The sequence below is a fragment of the Prosthecobacter sp. genome (assembly GCF_029946185.1).
In the GTDB taxonomy this organism is placed as follows: Bacteria; Verrucomicrobiota; Verrucomicrobiia; order Verrucomicrobiales; family Verrucomicrobiaceae; genus Prosthecobacter.
The window spans coordinates 18,069-34,700 of the sequence record NZ_JAQSEA010000163.1 but is presented as its reverse complement, the minus strand read 5'-3'; the positions used below and the strand labels follow the sequence as shown (position 1 = coordinate 34,700).

General features: G+C 59.2%; 11 protein-coding genes, 1 other RNA gene and 1 pseudogene. 2 read left to right on the top strand and 11 right to left on the bottom strand.

Translation table 11 applies throughout. The annotated features are described in order from the left end of the window. Positions 1-229: pseudogene (locus PSV43_RS14355) on the bottom strand (sugar kinase); the annotation flags it as partial. Beyond that, a complete protein-coding gene (eda, locus tag PSV43_RS14350) occupies positions 226-885 on the bottom strand; it encodes a bifunctional 4-hydroxy-2-oxoglutarate aldolase/2-dehydro-3-deoxy-phosphogluconate aldolase (protein WP_300198488.1) in 660 nt (219 codons plus the stop codon). The pseudogene PSV43_RS14355 and the gene eda, both read right to left, overlap by 4 nt. A 132-nt stretch (positions 886-1,017) precedes the next feature. Between eda and PSV43_RS14345 the strand changes: the two genes are divergently transcribed. After that, a complete protein-coding gene (locus PSV43_RS14345) occupies positions 1,018-2,322 on the top strand; it encodes an ATP-dependent 6-phosphofructokinase (protein ID WP_300198485.1) in 1,305 nt (434 codons plus the stop codon). 101 nt (positions 2,323-2,423) lie between these two features. On the opposite strand, the gene PSV43_RS14340 is transcribed toward PSV43_RS14345, so the two are convergent. The 4 genes from PSV43_RS14340 to PSV43_RS14325 form a co-directional block, all read right to left on the bottom strand. Next, on the bottom strand, positions 2,424-2,591 hold the full coding sequence (locus tag PSV43_RS14340) for a hypothetical protein (RefSeq protein ID WP_300198482.1): 168 nt from the start codon (positions 2,589-2,591) through the stop codon (positions 2,424-2,426). Positions 2,592-2,694: 103 nt separating this feature from the next. Continuing rightward, a complete protein-coding gene (locus PSV43_RS14335; RefSeq protein WP_300198479.1) occupies positions 2,695-5,037 on the bottom strand; it encodes a sialidase family protein in 2,343 nt (780 codons plus the stop codon). A 146-nt stretch (positions 5,038-5,183) separates the two neighbouring features. Next, positions 5,184-5,861, bottom strand: a complete 678-nt coding sequence (locus PSV43_RS14330) for a hypothetical protein (protein WP_300198476.1) — start codon at positions 5,859-5,861, stop codon at positions 5,184-5,186. Positions 5,862-6,011: 150 nt separating this feature from the next. Further along, positions 6,012-7,127: a metallophosphoesterase gene (locus PSV43_RS14325; RefSeq protein WP_300198474.1), complete on the bottom strand. Its 1,116-nt coding sequence runs from the start codon at positions 7,125-7,127 to the stop codon at positions 6,012-6,014. Positions 7,128-7,375: 248 nt separating this feature from the next. Here PSV43_RS14325 and ssrS point away from each other — a divergent pair. Further along, positions 7,376-7,557, top strand: a non-coding RNA gene (ssrS, locus tag PSV43_RS14320) — 6S RNA. Positions 7,558-7,684: 127 nt separating this feature from the next. Here ssrS and PSV43_RS14315 read toward each other — a convergent pair. The 5 genes from PSV43_RS14315 to PSV43_RS14295 form a co-directional block, all read right to left on the bottom strand. Further along, positions 7,685-8,569 carry a polysaccharide deacetylase family protein gene (locus PSV43_RS14315; RefSeq protein ID WP_300198471.1) on the bottom strand — a complete coding sequence of 295 codons (885 nt, stop codon included), beginning with the start codon at positions 8,567-8,569 and terminating at the stop codon, positions 7,685-7,687. Positions 8,570-8,675: 106 nt separating this feature from the next. Then, the gene (locus tag PSV43_RS14310; RefSeq protein ID WP_300198468.1) at positions 8,676-9,380 is read right to left on the bottom strand and encodes a 16S rRNA pseudouridine(516) synthase; all 705 of its coding nucleotides are present in this window, start codon (positions 9,378-9,380) and stop codon (positions 8,676-8,678) included. Between the two features lie 34 nt (positions 9,381-9,414). Next, a complete protein-coding gene (locus PSV43_RS14305; protein ID WP_300198466.1) occupies positions 9,415-9,747 on the bottom strand; it encodes a hypothetical protein in 333 nt (110 codons plus the stop codon). A 29-nt stretch (positions 9,748-9,776) separates the two neighbouring features. After that, complete coding sequence (locus PSV43_RS14300; RefSeq protein ID WP_300198464.1) at positions 9,777-11,267, bottom strand: Hsp70 family protein; 1,491 nt, start codon at positions 11,265-11,267, stop codon at positions 9,777-9,779. A 36-nt stretch (positions 11,268-11,303) separates the two neighbouring features. Further along, positions 11,304-16,601, bottom strand: coding sequence for an FHA domain-containing protein (locus PSV43_RS14295; RefSeq protein WP_300198461.1), 5,298 nt, complete (start codon positions 16,599-16,601; stop codon positions 11,304-11,306). Between the last annotated feature and the right edge of the window lie 31 nt (positions 16,602-16,632).

Sequence of the window (16,632 nt, the reverse complement as noted above, 5' to 3'; positions counted from 1 at the left end):
CGACGCCGAGGCTGCGCAGATCGGCGATGCAGGCATCGGCAATGGCATGGTTTGGCAAAGCGGTGACAAAGGCCGCGTCGATACCGAGATAGGCCAGCGAAGCTGCGATGCTGGCCTCGGCTCCGGCAAAGCTGGCATTCAGGCAGCCTGGCATGGCCTGCTGAAAACGTGCGAAGGCTGGTGTGGCGAGGCGCAGCATGACTTCGCCCAAAGTGACGACACGACTCATGGGCGGACTTGCTTGACGATGTCCGTGGCCTCACGCGCCCGTGCGGTGATGAGATCCCAACCTCCTTTGGCAATGATCTCCTTCGGCGCGATCCATGAGCCACCGAGCGCGAGCACCGACGGTTCACGCAGGTATTCTGCAGCATTGCCCGCGCCCACGCCGCCGAGCGGTACGAACTCAACGCCAAGATGAGCGAAGGGGGCTGAGATGGCACGTAGATACGCAAGTCCACCACAGGGCTCTGAGGGAAAGAGTTTAAGCACGCGGCACCCTGCTTCGATGGCAAGTTCGATGTCTGTCGGGGTGCAAACACCGGGCGCGAATGGCAGCCCAATGCGCACGGCCTCGGCGACGACACGGGGATTCATGCCGGGAGCCACGCCGAAGCTTGCGCCATTGTCTTTGGCATCGTTCACCTGCTGGGGAGTGAGGATGGTGCCCACGCCGATGGTCATCTCGGGCACCTCTTCACGAATGCGGCGGAGGCACTGGAGCGCGGCGGAGGTGCGCAAGGTGAGTTCGATGGTATTAACCCCACCGGCAAGCAGCGCCCGAGCCAGCGGCACGGCATCTTCGACACGGTCGATCATCAAAACGGCGATCACGCCGGTCTGGTGGAGTTGCAGGCGAAGGTTGTCTGGAAAGGCGGTGATCATGGCTGGAAGCAGGAGTGGATGCGTGGATTTGCAACCTGCATGTACGCTTGGAGGATTGCCTTTTGTGTCAGACAAGTGTGGTGAGGAAAGGTAGAATGGCACTTCTCCTGCTCTACGTACCGCCAGCCAGCCATGACCCCAGCCCCCTCCGACACGAGCATCCCCACGCTCGGCCCCTGTACGATTCACTCGCCTCTGCACCGCATTGGCGGGGTGGAGGCACCCTATAAAAAGGACGCGACAGACCGCATTCTCTATCACAGCCACCTCCTCGAAGACGGGCGTGATGTGTCAACGCCGAGCTACGAAGAGGCGGGGCCGCGGGAGATGATCTATTTTGACACGGCCAAGACCACGGTCGGCATCGTGACGTGCGGCGGTCTCTGCCCAGGCTTGAACGACATCATCCGTGGCATCGTGAACCGCTGCCATCAACAATACGGAGTCGCGCGTGTGTATGGCTTTCGCTACGGCTACGAGGGGCTGGTGCAGCGCTTTGGCCACACGCCGCTGCTGCTTAAACCTACGTCGGTTGAACAGGCGCACCACTTTGGCGGGACGCTGCTGGGAAGCTCGCGAGGCAAGCAGGACATCGGTGAGATGGTGGACACGCTGGAGGACATGAAGGTCGATATTCTCTTCGTCATCGGTGGGGACGGCACGCTGCGCGGCGCGGCGGAGATCGTGAAGGAAATTGAACGGCGCGGATTGAAGAAAGCGGTGGTCGGAATTCCAAAGACCATCGACAACGACATCCGCCATCTCGACAAGAGCTTTGGATTTGAAACGGCCTTCGATGCCGCCGTGCAGGCGGTGAAATGTGCGTATGTCGAGGCGACGGGCGCGGTGAACGGCGTGGGCTTGGTGAAGCTCATGGGACGTGATTCAGGATTCATCGCGTGCTATGCGGCGCTGGCAGGCAGCAACGTGGATTTTGTACTGATTCCGGAGGTGCATTTTGAACTCGAAGGCGAAGCTGGCTTTCTGGAATTTCTGCGGCAACGGCTGACCAAACGTGGCAGCGCCGTGATCGTGGTGGCGGAAGGTGCGGGGCAGCACCTCATGGAAACCAGCAATGAGACCGATGCCAGCGGCAACAAGCGCTACGGCGACATCGGCCCGTTTTTGAAGGACCGCATCAATGCCTTCTTCAAGGAACGGAAGACCGAGGTAAACCTCAAGTACATCGACCCGAGCTACATCGTACGCAGCGTGCCAGCCAACGCGCAGGACAATGTGTACTGCTCACGCCTTGCGCAAAACGCAGTGCATGCGGCGATGGCGGGCAAGACGAACATGCTGGTGGGCCGATGGCACAATTCGTATGTGCATCTGCCGCTGGAACTCGTCATCCATGGTCGTCGCAAGGTCGATCCTACGCAGGAGCTGTGGCACAGCGTGCTGGAATGCACGGGGCAGCCGATGGTGATGAAGTGAGAAGTACCGTGGCATCTTGCTCTGCAAGATGGCTGAGGGTGTTCGCAGGCGTGGATGTGACGGGAGCGCTGTGCTCATCTAAAGTCACGCTGGGCATTGAACTAGGAGAACACAACCGCTGGGTCTTCACCGCCGGTGATGGTGTTGTGGTAGATGCAGCCTTCGGCGGGGGATGAATCCCTGCTGAACCAGAGGTTAAGCGGGGTGTGCGAGACAAGCCTTGCAGCATCCGGTATTTTGGCGAATGGAGGGAGGGCGACAGCCGTCATCTTGCGGAGCAGAATGGCTGGCGCAGGCTTGAAACGCTGTGGAACTTTTGAGCGCTTGCATTGCTGGTGGAAGCGCTGGGCTCGTCTCGGCGGAGCGAGAGGGCTACTGTACGGAGGGCTTCTCGGGAGGCAATTTGGCGCTGTAATGGACGGCGCGGTGGCGGTTGTCGTCGAAGGCGAAGTGGAGCCATTGGCCGTCTTTGCTGACGAAGCCGTCGGGGTAGTTCATGCGGCCTTTGGGGCCATCGACAGACTCCTGCTGTAGGACGCGCTGGTAGGGCCAGGTCTTCATGCCGTCAAAGCTGATCCACAGGGACATGGGGCTGCGGTGCTTGCTGTTGGGATTATGCAGGATGGCGACGCGATCTCCGCCGAGATTGTAGAGTGTGGTTTTGCTGCCGGGATTGGGGATCTGGGTGAGGGAGGCGAACTCGGGCCAGGTCTTGGCGCCGTCTTTGCTCTCGGCTTTGTAGAGCATGCCGCCGAGGCCGTCAGCGCGGATGACCATGGTGATGCGGCCATCAGGATGCTCAAAGAGATCGTTCTCGGCCCAGCCGAAGTAGCGGCTGTTGGGGGTGAGGCGGATGTTGCCGTGCTCGCTCCAGGTTTTGCCGCCGTCGCTGCTGATGAGGACGCCGTTGCGCGGATTGGTGAAGGCACGATCAAGCGGGGCTTTTTTCTTTTCGTCATCGGGGCCGATGTAGTGCTGGAAAGGGATCATTATGCGTCCGTCTTTGCAGACGATGTGCTTGCGGATGAAGGTGCGCTCCTTGAGGCGGCCGGGGACTTCGATGGGCTTGCTCCAGGTTTTGAAGGAGTCGTCGCTGGTGAGATACCATGAGCGCCAGTCATTCGCCCAATGCTTGGAATGGGTGGAGAAGAACAGCGTGCTGCGCTGGCCGAGGATCATGAGTTCCGTCGGTCCCTGGCCGATGGTTTTGCCTTCACGGGGGAAGCCGACGTCAAATGCCTCCAGCGGTGTCCATGTCTTGCCTAGGTCATGGCTGCGGGTGACGCCGGTGTAGTTCAGCGGGCTGGGTTCGGTGTCGCCACCGGCGAGGATGAAGAGGATCCATGAGCCATCGGGCAGCTCGCGCAGCGTGGTGTCGCAGACCATCTTGTTGGGCGTGACGCCGTCATACGGGATGCTCTTGAAATCCTGCTTCGCGTCTTCAAGGGCCTGCGCGGCCCAGGCGGGATCTGGCGTAATGGATTTCGGCAGCTTGGGTGCCAGTGCTTTATTGACGATGGTCTTGCCGACTCTGGCGCGGCGTTTGATCTCCTCAGGGTCCATCGTCAGTTTGCCGATCTCCGCCTGCTTTTCGATGTCTGCCTCGGTGAACTTCACGTGCAAGATTTCTGCATCGGTGTGGCGGTTCCAGTCATAGAGGATGTGGATGTCGCCATTGGGTGCCTGGAAGCCATCGGGATAGGAAACCTCGGCGCGATCATCAATGAGAAAGCCTTTGCCCCAGGTCTTGCCATCGTCGTCGGACAAGAAGGCTTTCAGGTTGGAGCGGCGAGGCAGGCGCACGTTGATGGGGCCGTTCTTCACGAGGATGAGCTTGCCTGATGCGAGGCGGCGGATGAAGAAACGAGCGCTGGGGTTCTGAATAGCGGAGGGCTGTGGCTCGCTCCAGGTCGCGCCTTTGTCGGCGGAGGTGCTTTCGCTGATGCCGTCCTTGGTACGGGCGAGCATCCACAGGCTGCTGTCCTTGCGCTCGACGATCATGTGCTCATCGAAGTCTGTGCGTGGAAAGGCGACGCCACCACGGCGGGTCCAGGTCTTGCCATGATCGGTGCTGGCGAAGACATTGGCCATGCGGATGACATCGAGATCTTTGTGAGCTTCCTTGTCCACTCCGGGGCCATGCATGCGGTCGCGGGTCCAGAGCGAGACGGGCAGCAGCCAGTCGCCATTGGCGAGCACGGTGGGCTTGTTGAGGGTGCAGCCGTCGGCGAAGCGGACGGGGGCGGTCCAAGTCGGCTCTGCGGCATCGGGATCATCGCAGCGGATGTACCAGTCGCCGCAGCGGCCGTCGAAGTAGCCGAGGCTTTGATCGAAGAAGCACCACAGGCGGCCGATTGGATCAGTCCAGAGATTGCCAACTAGGGCGCGGCGTTCGTACTTCACGCCGTTGAGTTCACCGTCTTGGGGATCGATGACGACGCGTGGCTTTGACCATGTTTTGCCATCGTCGTCACTTGATGCGAGCATGAAGAAGCCATTGGGCGAATCACCGTTGCCGACCCATGCGGCCCAGAGGCGGCCCTTTGGCGTGCGATCGATGCCGATGATCATGTTTCCTGGCCGTTTCTCGGCGTCATACTCGGGTCCGGGCTGCGTATTGACCAAGGGCGGTTCGAGCGTGAGATCGAGCAGGGCCTTGTCCTGGGCGAGGGCTTGCACAGCGAAAAGAGAGAGAAGCAGGAGCGTGTGTTTCATGATTGGTTGTGGAAGGAAAACGCTGCTGGATGCCGCGTTCATGGCGCAGAGGGATAAAACCGGGTGTTATGTTAACATGAGGGGGATGCTTTGACCCATACGCTGATTGTAACGCGGGAATCGAGACCGAGGCAGCGCTGTCGCCCTCACTTCGCCTGCCAGATGCTCGCGTCGTCGAACAGTACACCTGTGCCGTTCACGGTGAAATGAAAGCTGCTCTTGGTTTCGTGCGCGATGCCGGGGGATTTGAGAAAGGCGACTGGTTTACCGTCCAGACTCACGCGCAGTTCATCACCTTTGAGTTCGATGATCACCTGATACCACTTCTGCTGTTCCAGCTTCGGGATGGCGGCGGCGGAACCACGGCCTTCGAGCAGCTTGTCCGCTTCCTTTTTGTGCGCGGGGTCTTTGCGCATCTCATAGATGTCGTTGCGCATCACGCCTTCCTTGTCATCGCCGAGACGAATCTGCGTGGGTGCAAAGGCGATGCGGCAGATGTGGCCAGCGTGCGAGCCTTTGAACTTTTGATCATCGAAAACGGCATTGAAGCCGGTGGAGCCGACGAGCTGGAATTTGAATTCGACCACGACGTCTTTCATGGGCCGGTAAACGCGGCCCACGGCACCGTGGTCAGCGCGTGTCTGCACGCCTTTGAGTGCGCCGGCTTCGACGGTGAAAGTGGGGATCAGTGATTTCCAGTTGCCTAGGTCGGCGCGCTCGAAATCATCCGCGAGGATGGGCTCGTCCTTTTGCGCGATGGGCTCGGAGGGAATGTCGGCGGCGATGGAGAAAGTGGCGAGGCAGAGGAAGGCGAGGCATTTCATGGTCGTGGCAGGGAAACGAGCGGATGCGGGGAATGTTGCTCTGGAAAGCAGCCGTCCCGTGTAGACGACGTGGGGGTGATGCGGTGGTGCTGTGCGCGTGTGGGAGCGCTGTGCTCCTCTCGCGGAGCGAGAGGGCTACTTTCCGGTGTGCTACTTTCCTGGCACGCTCTGAGTGTCGAGCACCTTGCCTGTGAGGCTCTTGATTTCGATCTGCATGGGCGACTTGGGTTTGAAGGTGAGCAGCATGTACGTGTTCTCGCTGGCGAAGAAGGCGGACTTGGGGTCAGGGTAGCGGGCGCCATCGCCTTTGAGCGCGGTGTTGTAATAGGGGAAGCCGTCCACCATGGCGCGTTCGGCGAAATAGCCGAAGCCGGTGATGACTGCGGTGCCCTGCTGAAACAGCCGGCCCCATTCGCCTTTTAACTGGCCGCGCATGGTGGCGTTGCGCTCGTTTTGGATGGAGATGGTGTGGCCGGGCTGAGGAGCTTCGATATGCTGGCGATACCAGGCGAGCTGTGGCGATGCGGCATCGAAGGGGTGACCCGTCTGCCAGGTGGTGCCCATGTCACTGATGTGTTCGAGATCGAGCGCGATGAAGCGCGCAGCGAACTCAGGAAACGCGAACGTCCAGTTCCATTCGTTGCCGGGGAGAGCGAAGAATTCGCGATAGGCGGTGGCTTCCACGTCATACACCGCTTCGGGTGGTGGCTTGGGACCACGCGAACGGATTTCGCGATCGTGATTGCCCAGCACGGGCATGAAGGGAGTGCTGCGAAACAACTCGGGCTGTGAACCGATCAGGGCACTGAAGGCCTTAGTGCCTTCCCTGCCCGGCTGGTGCAGGCTGCCGACATTGTCCCCGGCTGTCATGAGCACATGCACGTCGTCTTTGATCAAGGCAGCGAGATCAGGCTGGGCAAAGCCCCAGTCTCCCACCACGGCAATGCGGAGTTCTTTGGAGGGCATGGCTTTGAAGTGATGGATGGCGGAAGTTTCAGTGCCTGAGCGCACTTGGTAATGATACATCACGTCCTTCTCGGGAATGGGGATCTCGACGTGATGCAGCGTGGTCTGCTCTGCTTTGGCAGCCTTGCCGCCGAGTGCTGAACTGGTCCCAAAGGACACCTCTGAGTCTGCCGGCAGGGCGGTCTCCCAGTTCACGGTGATGTGTGTCGGCTCGACGCGCTGAAAGCTCAGCCAGATGCGCTGGATGGTGGCGGCCTGGGTGGTGGAGCATAGCAGGAGGAAGAGAAGGAAACGGGTCATGAGTGTCAGCTGAAACAAACGGAGGGAACGCTGAACATTGAACACTCAAGATTGTATCTATGCGAGGGGCGTGGCGTGCCTGAGTCGTCGCGAGCTTTAGCCCGTTTTGGGAGATGCCGATGCCTTCCAGAACGAGCTAAAGCTCGAGAGTACTTTTTCCAGGCGACTCGGCTCTTGATCATGCGGGCATTTCAGGATAGCATTTGGACATCTTGGTCCGGCGTTTTGCTGCGGCCTGCTCTTTGAAAAATTTCCTGCGGTGTTCGTTTTCGAGCTTTGTGGCCCGGCCCGATTCATCAACTGCGGGGGCTACGCGCTGAAGTGACATGTCATGCCTTCACTGGAAGACAGAGCTTCATCACGCGGGTTCCCACTTGGTCTCATGGGATACGTGAGCCCTTTGTATTCGGACGGCACATGTGGGTTTGAAAGCGTCTCGGCTCCGCCCGGGGCGCTTTCTTTTTTTCAATCTTTCCCCATCAACGCCTGGAGTGCTATGAGCGACTTTGGCGATTGCGGGAGCGCTCACTTGTTGCACAGCAACAAGGCTACTTTAGTCAAACGCCTGGCTTTTTCTCCGGCATCGGCTTGGGATCTTTGTCGTTGATCTTTTCGGCGGGACGGATGATCACGCCGACGGGCATCGAGGCTTTTTCCATGTTCATGAGCTGGCTCACGGTGACGAATTGATACCCTTTGGCCAGCAACTGATCGAACATCGCCGGCACGGCGGCGATGGTGGGCGGATGGATGTCATGCGCGAGCATGATGGCACCCGGATGCGCGCCATTGACAAGGCGGCTGGTCACGACGGACACACCCGGACGACGCCAGTCCTGCGGATCCACGGACCACATGATGGTGGAGTAGCCGAACTCGGTGAACATCAGGTCTTTGATCCGAGTGTTGATGGCTCCGTAAGGAGGACGCACCAGATGCGGACGCACTCCGGCTACTTCAAAGACGGCGTCCTCGGACTTTTTGAGTTCATTGCGGATCTGCTCATCCGAGCGGCTGGTGAGGCTGCAGTGAGTCCAGGTGTGATTGCCAATTTCATGGCCTTCTGCGATGATACGGCGCACGATGGCGGGATACATCTTCACCTGCTCACCGATGAGGAAGAACGTGCACTTGATGTTCCGCTCCTTGAGGATGTCGAGCAATTTGGGAGTCAGGCTCGGATGCGGGCCGTCGTCAAAGGTCATGGCGAGCGCCTTCTGCTCGATCTTGACGGAGGAATACGAGGTGCGTGCACCCGCAGGTGGCACGACAGGCATGGAGGAAGGGTTGTTCAGCCGCTTCACGAGCGGGTTTTCTTTCTCTTCAAAAGGCAGCGCCTTGCGCGCCTCACCGATGGCGAGTTTGTCCGGCTTTGCAGCCTTTTGAGTTGTACAGCCTGACTGGCCTGCCAACATGATGCCAAACCAAATGCTAAGATACATGCGTGGGGGGATCACAAGAGGAAGAGATTAAGGGGTGAAATTCATCTGCGAAAGCTGGATTTTCTGAAAAACAAACAACTGCTAGAAATCTGATCGTCAACGTTGTTCAGCCATTTCCGCTGGCGGCCACGACCTCCTGAGGAGTCAGGGCACGCCATGCCCCTGGCGGCAGATCGGCTGGCAGTGCCAGCGGGCCGATGCTTTCGCGATGCAGGTTGATGACGCGATTGCTGACCCGGTGGAACATGCGCTTCACTTGGTGATAGCGCCCTTCATGCAGCGTGAGCCGCGCATGGCGCTCGTCCAAGATGACCAGTTCTGCGGGCAGCGTCGTGATGTCCTCGGTATGGAAGTAAAAGCCGTGAGCAAAGGCCGCCACCGCATCCGGGGCGATGGGATCGAGGGTTTCGACGAGATAAACCTTGGGCACCTTTTCCTCGGCTGCCATCAGTCGCTTGGACCAGCGGCCATCGTTTGTCAGCAGGACGAGGCCCGAGGTGCTGCGATCCAGCCGCCCGGCGATGTGCAGCGTGTGCTTGTCGGGATCGTCGATCAAATCGACCACGGTGGGGTGCTGATCGTCCTTGGTGGCGCTGAGAATGCCCACCGGCTTGTGCAGCATGAGATAGAGCGCGCGTTCCGCCGGCTGGATCACCGCGTCATCGAGCTGCACCAAGTTGAAACGATCCACTGGCTGGTGGCCGTCGGTTACCCACACTCCATCAACACGGACCCGTCGTGCAGCGATGGCATGATGAGCTGCCTGACGCCCCATGGACTGGTGACTGGCGATGAGTCGGTCCAGTTTCATGCCGTCACTTCCATCCAGACCGCGAACGACAGGATCAAATCTCGCCGAAGTGCTTTTCTCGCATCGCCACGATGGCATCGAGCATCTGGTCCGCCTCGCCGCGCAGTTTGGCGTCCAGGCTGGAAGCGCTGCGGTTGTAGCGGCGAAACAGCATCTTCAGCTGGGCCATGATCTCGTCCTTGGACATCTTGGGGGTGATGCCACAGAGGTCTTCCGGACTGCTGGCAGGCGGTGCTTTCGCAACCACAGGGGCAGCCTTGTTAACCTTGGCGAGAAGACTGCCCTCTTTGGCGGTCGGCTTGGCTTCGGCGGCAGGCTTGTGAGAGCCACCGAGTGATCTGGAAAGTGATTTGAGGATCTTGAACATGATGTTGGTCTCCTTCAGTGAGTGGTGATTTACTCAATGCGCATGGTGCGAAGATGATGGCTGCGGCGCTTCAGTTCTTCGTCTGAGAGCACTCCCGCGCCCTTGTAGGTCACAGCGACTTCCTTGCTGCGGCCTGACTGCTTGTCCACCACGAGGGCGCGCACGCGCTGATTTTCATCGTAGCTGAAGGTCACGGCCACTTCACAGCCCTTGGCGCGGTTGGGCGGCACGTCCAAGGTCAGGCGGCCGATGACATCGACGAACTTGGCGTCTTCATCCTCGCCCTGGGTGATGTCCACCTCGATGACGCGCTCATTGTCCTCCGAGGTCTGATAGACCTGCGTGCGTGAACAGGGAATCGGCGAGTTCTTGGGAATCACGATGGAGTTCATCAGCTTTTCCTGCTTCGTCTTAGCGTTGTAAACCATCGCCAGCGTGCCGTAGCTCGCATTGCAGACTTCCTGGATGCGCGCTGATTTTTTCGCGAACAAGGCGGCTCCAAGGGCCACGCACTCGTCCACGTTGCCGCAGGATTTGGGTGTCTTGCCGAACATCTTTTCCAGCATGGACTTCACCTTCGGAATGCGCGTCGAGCCGCCCACGAGCACGATGTGGTCGATGTCGGAGGTTTTCAGCTTGGCGGAATCCAACGCCTGCTCAACGAGGAACACCGTGCGGGTGAGCATGTGGCGGATCAGCTTCTCAAAATGCTCGCGGCTCAAATCAATGCGGGCGATGCCGCTGTTCTGGTCGTTGGCCACGGTGTCATTCACGCGCTGGAGCTTTGAGAGCATCTTTTTCGCGTCTTCTGTGGCCTGCAGCACACGGCGGCGGTGGCGTTCGTCGCTGTACAACGCCGCGCCGGTCTGCTTCTTGTACTGCTCCGCATAGGCGTCGAGCAGGATGTCGTCAAAGTTGCTGCCACCGAGATGCCGTGCGCCTTCGGAGGTGAGAATTTTGATGTTGTCGCCTTCGACTTCAAGGATCGTCGTGTCCAGCGTACCGCCGCCGAGGTCGAACACCAGAATGCGGCCCTTCACGCCCTGTGAGTGGGCGTAGTAAACAGCTGCCGCCGTCGGCTCGTTCACCAGACGCTTCACCTTCATGCCGGCCATTTCAGCGGCGGCGATGGTGCTCTTGCGGGCCAGTTCGTTGAAGTTTGCGGGAACGGTGATGACGACCTCATTGATGTCGCCGCAGATTTTGGAACAGTCGCGCTTCAGCTTGGACAAGATCAGCGCGGAGATTTCCGCCGGTGTCCATTTCTTGCCGTCGATCTCAACGAGATGCTCCGGGTCGTCCATGAACCGCTTGATCTGAAAAATGGTGCGGTCGGGTTCGCCACCGTCGCGGGCGGCGCTGCCGACGAGCTTCACATCCTCATGCGAATCGAAGAAGACCACGGAATGAGTCAGGCGCTCACCGTCGGCGTTGGGCACGATTTCGGGGTTTCCATCAGGTTTTAGGTAAGCCAGCCCCGAAAGGGTGGTTCCAAGGTCGATTCCAACGTATTCAGCCATAACAATGTGTGTGTGAAAAAGGTTCCAGAGGCGGGGCTACTGGCTGGAGGTTCGGACCTCCACTTTCCGCAGGATAATCTCGTGTCCCTCGCCACGCGAGAAGATAAAGCCAGAGCGGCAGCTTTCAGTGACGCGCGGCTTTGCCTTGCCGGGCAGGGAATCCACGACGGCAATGCGCTTGCGCAGGTCAATATCGACTTCGGTGCCAGAGGTCACATCAAATTCGGTGATCCCATGTTGGTGCAAAATATCCTCAAATGAGGCGCGCAGCGTGACGAGTTGCTGCGGAACGTCGCTGCCTTTTGATCCGGCATAGCGGGCCACCAAGGCATCAATGAGGTCGATACGCTTGATGATGTCATTGGCAAACATGACGACCGTGCCCTCCTCGGTGGGCAGACCGCGGCGCATGACCTCGTGCTTCTCCTCCAGCTCAACGAGCTGGCCGCGCAGACGTTTTTCGATGTCCTGCCAATGCTTGAGCTGGGCCTCAGCCTGAGCAAACTCCTGCTTTTTGCCTTCCAGCCGGACAAGTTCGGCCTTGGTTTCGTCGATCTGACCCACAGCGCGCTGCTGCGTGGTGCCCAGGTCGGCGATGCGCTTTTCCAGTTCGGCGATGCGCTTCTTCTGTTCCAGTTCGTAGTTTTGCAACACAGACGCCTGCTTCTGGATATCGGCGCTGAATTTCTTGAATTCGGCATCAGCGGCCTCGCGATCCTTGCGGGACTGTTCGGCACGTGCAGCTTCGCGATTCAGCGCCTCCTGCGCAGCGTTCAGTTTCACCTGAATCGCCAGATCTTCCTCGGAGGCCTTGCGCAGAGATTTGTTGATCTCCGTCTGGCGTGATTCCAGCCCTGACAGCGCCTGGCCGAGGCCGAGAATTTTGCCACCAACGGTGATGAATTCGCCCAGCTCGGTCTTTCGCGCCTCGATCTTGGTGTGGAGTTCCTTGTGGGTCATGTCCACCTCAGCCAGTTCCGACTTCTGGTTCTCGATGACCTTGAGCAGCCGCTCCTCGTCAGCTTTGAGATTCTGCACGCGGTCAAGCCGCTGGCGCAGTTCGCCCTCGATCGCAGCGGAATCTTTCTTCGCAGCATCCGCCTTCAGCTTGGCGTCCTTGACCTCTTTTTCCAGTTCAACAAGCTGTGTCTCGGCTGCACGGGACTGCTCCTGCGCCGTCTTGAGACGCGCGACCTCTTTGTCCACATCTGCCTGTGCTTTCATCATGCGATCTTCCCTCACTTTGTGCGCCTCTTCCAGCTGGGAAATCTGCTGCTGGAGTTCGGCCAGCTTCTTGTTCTGGCCGTCGGTGCTGACGTTCAGGCGCGTGACGAACTGCGAAGCCTCCTCGCGTTGTTTCGTCACGCTGACCAGCAGCGCCTGAATGCCCGCCAGCTCAGTGGTCAGGGTGGGAATCTGTTTCCGCAGGTTCTTCTCCTCCGCACGCGCCCTCTCAGCAGCGGCATCGGCCTCGATACGCTTATGTTCGGCCACCTGCTGCGCGGCAACGGCTTTATCCGTGCGTTTTTCAGCATCCGCTGCTTTGGCTTCGTTAGTTTTGACGGCCTTGTTGAGTTCCACAAGCCTCGCATTCTCGGTCTTCAATGAAGCCTCAAGCGCGGCGCAATCCTTCTTCAACCTGTCCTGGTTGCGGGCCAGTTCTGCCAGTGCCTTGTCTTCCGTCTGCCGCTGCGTTTCGGTGTCTTTGAGAGTCTTGGTGGCCGTGGCGATGCGGGCATCCACCTCCCCTAGTTCAGCCAGCCGCTTTTCAGCGACTGCAATGCGCTCCTGCACGCCCTTGAGCCGGGTTTCGGCGGCGTTCGCCTCCGCGAGTTTTGCTGTCGTCTCGGCTTCGAGGTTGGCGCGCTTGTCACTCAGGGTTTTATCCAGACTGACGGACTCAAGTCGCAAAGCTTCGATGGCGGCTTCGGAAGACATGCGCTGCGCCAGCGATTCCTTCAGCGTTGCGGCAGCAGCGTCACGGTCCTTGATCAACCCAGCAAGCTCGGCCTTCAAATTGTCTGCCTCGGCGCGGGTTTGCGTCACGTTGCCACGCAGATCAGGCAGCACCGATTCAAGCTCAGAACGTTCTTTGGCCAGACGTTGTATTTCGGCCTGCAGCTTGTCACGCTCCTGCGTGGCAGTCGTGATGGCGCCATTCAGTTCGGCGTTCTGCTTGTTCGCGGCAGCCAGTTCCTGCAAACGGTCGTCAAGACCTGCAGCCTGCTGGGTGAGTTCGGCCACACGGGCTTCGGCGCCGGCGATTTCCTTCTGCCGCTCGGCCATGCGATCTTGGAGATTTCGGAAATCTGATTCCGCTGCGGAGAGATCTTGCTGCGTGCTGGCGTGTGTCGTGGTGAGCGTGGCGATGACAGCTTCCAGACCACTGATTTTTTCCACCAGCAAGAGCTGCTGCTGCGAGTTTTTCTCAGCGGTGGCGGCAGTGGCGTCCGCCTCCTTTTTCTTTTCGATCACAGCGGCAGCCGTCTGCTCCAGATCCGTTTTAGCCAGCGCCAACTGTTCGGTGACCTTCTTGTACTCGGCCTGCAGAATTTTGAACTTCTGGTCCGAAGCGGCAGTGATTTCTTCGAGGTTTTTGCTGCGCTGCTCGGCAGCAGCGAGTGTGGACTCGCGCTCCTTGATCTCGGTTTCGGCCACCCGCAACTGCTCGCGCAGTTTGCCCATGGTCTGGGAAAGTTCGGTCTGCTGCTCCTCGATGTGTTGAACCTCTTTTTCCAAGGTCGCGCGGCGCTGGGTGAGGGTTTGTGTGAGCAGTGTTTGCGCACGGCCATGCTCAGTGGCGGCGAGGAGCTCGCGCGTGCGTTCATCACGGTCTTTGACCAAGGCGGCCACGGCAGCCGAGACCTCGGCTTTGTGCGATTCGACGGCCTTCAGTGCGTCCGTGTTGTCTTTGAGCTTTGAATCGGTCGAAGCAAGGTCGTCGAGCTTGTTGGTGAGATCTGCGGCCTTGTCTTCGAGTTCTTTCACCTGCGCCTGCACCTCAGCCAGACGTGTGCCGCTTGCAGCAATCAGCGCGTCGAGGTCCGCCTGGCGTTTCTCGGCCACGATCCGCTCCGATTCGTCCAGCTTCCGTGTGTCCTTGGCCTGCTGGTCAATGTCTGCGAGTTTGGCCAGCGCTTCCTTCTCCTGAGTGGCGAAAGCGGCTTCGGCCTCTGACTTCTGGATGTTCAGCGTCGCAAGCTGCTGCTCTGCGGCGTGATGCTGCTGCTCCAGTTCGGATAACTGGACACGCATTTCCTTCATGCGCTGCTCGGCGGTGCTCGCATCGGCCTCATGGGACTGCTGCCTGCCAAGCAGTGCGCGAATGGCGGCATCGAGCACGCCTCGCTGATTTTCCATCTGTCCCATGGTCAGGGTCAGGGTATTGAGGCGGTCTTCGTTACCGCGCAGTTCGTCAACGCGCACGGTGATGGCTTTTTCCTCACCTCCCAATTGTGCGATCTGAGTCTGTGCGTGCTGCACCTGCTCCTGGGCTTTCGTCAGTGAGGCATTGACGGCTTCGATTTCGTTCTGCTTGGCTTCCCGCTGCGCTTCGAGTTTCGCCAGATCGGCACGGCGAACTTCGAGCTGCTGGTCGAGGTTTTGCAAATCCGTGCTGCGTTTCGTGTGCTGTTCGGCTTCGGACTTCTGCGCATCAGACTGCAGCGCGGTGAGACGTTTGACCTCTGCATCGGAATCGCTGATCTGATTTTGCAACCCGGCCAGTTTCTGCGCGGCGATCGTTTCTTCCGCAGTGAGCTTGGCGACTGCGGCCTCCCGTGTTTTTGCAGCCTCCGTGGAATGCATGAGCGCATTCTGCTGCGCGGTGAAATCACTTTGCGTTTTCGCCAGATCAGCCTGCGCCTTCTTCAGTTCGGCACTCCTCTTCTCGAACTGTTGATCAAGCACCTGCAATTCCGCGCTGCGCTTGGAAAGCTGCTCGGTTTCGGACTTCTGCGTTTCGGCCTGCAATGAGGCTAGGCGCTGCACCCCTGCCTCGGCGCTGCTGACCTGCTGCTGAAGGTCGGCAAGTTTCTTCGCTGTGGCTGCTTCTTCGGCGGCCAGTTTGACCCGTGTGCTTTCGCAAGATTTTGCCTCTGCGGTGATTTTGTCAAATGAGGCCTGCTGTGCTGCGAGATCGCCCAGCACTTTCGCCAGCGCAGCCTGTGACGTTGCCAGTTCGGTTGTTTTTGCCGCAAGCTGGGTGTCGAGCGCCTGCAGTTCACCGGTGCGCTGAGACTTCAGATCTGCTTCAGACTTTTGCGCCGTGGCAAGAAGCTGGTTGATGGACGCCAACTTCTCCTTTGCCGCCGCTTCCCCGGCCATGAGTTTGGCGGTGGCAGCTTCACGCGTTTTGTGCTGCTTTTCGGCCTCTGCGTGCAGGGCCTGCAGGCTTTTCTGCGCGGTGCTGAGGTCCTCCTCGGCCTTGGCGACGAGGGTGCGAGTGGATTCGAGCTTGCTCTCGGTGTTGCTTAGATCGCGGCGTTTGACATCGTGCTTGCCGGCTTCCGCCTTCGCGTTCTCCATTTCGGTCCGGGCGTTTTGCACCTGAACGCGCAGTTTTTCGAGTTCACTCTTGAATCCGGTGACTTCGGTCTGCGTCTGGCCGAGTTCTTTGCGGCGGACATCCAGGGTGGCATCCAGCGAGCGAATCTCGTCACGCCGCTTCTGCTCCACGTCATTTTCAGCCCGCAGGGAATCGCGCTGCTGGCGAAGTTTTTCAATTTCGTCACGCACCACAGCAGTTTGTTTGGAAACCACGGGATCGGATGCAGATGCAGGGGAAACGAAGGCGGAAGGCTTGGGAATCAGCGAAGCAGGTGGTGCGCTGCCGCCGGGCGGCCGCAGAGAATCGGCAGAGATTCGATGTACAACCGGCTTGGTGACCTCGATTTTGCCGGTTTCAGGGTTGGATTGTGGCAGGTCACCCTTATTCCGTGCGGGGATGCTTTCGGTGTCGCCTTTTTTGCCATCTTCGCGGCTTGGCTGGCCCTTGGGGACGGAAACGGCTTTGGAACCTCCATCCGAGGCCATGCCCTTCGGTGCCCGCTCTCGAAAGCGGCTTTCCAACTGGCCGAACATGATGCGGTCTCCGCCTTTGACGCGAAAGCGCTCCACCCGCCTGCCGTTGACGAAGGTGCCGTTGGAGGATTTTAAATCGACGATTTCGTAGCCTCCATCCGGCTGACGCAGGAACTCCGCGTGAAAGGTTGAAATGAAGGTGTTGTCGATGACAATGTCATTGCTGGCTTCTCGCCCGATGGACAGGCGCTCTTCGAGTATGTCGAAGACGAACTCATTTCCATCATTAAGATTGAAGGCCAGATATGGCATGCCGGACGCGCAGAAAGGACTTAAGGGTCGA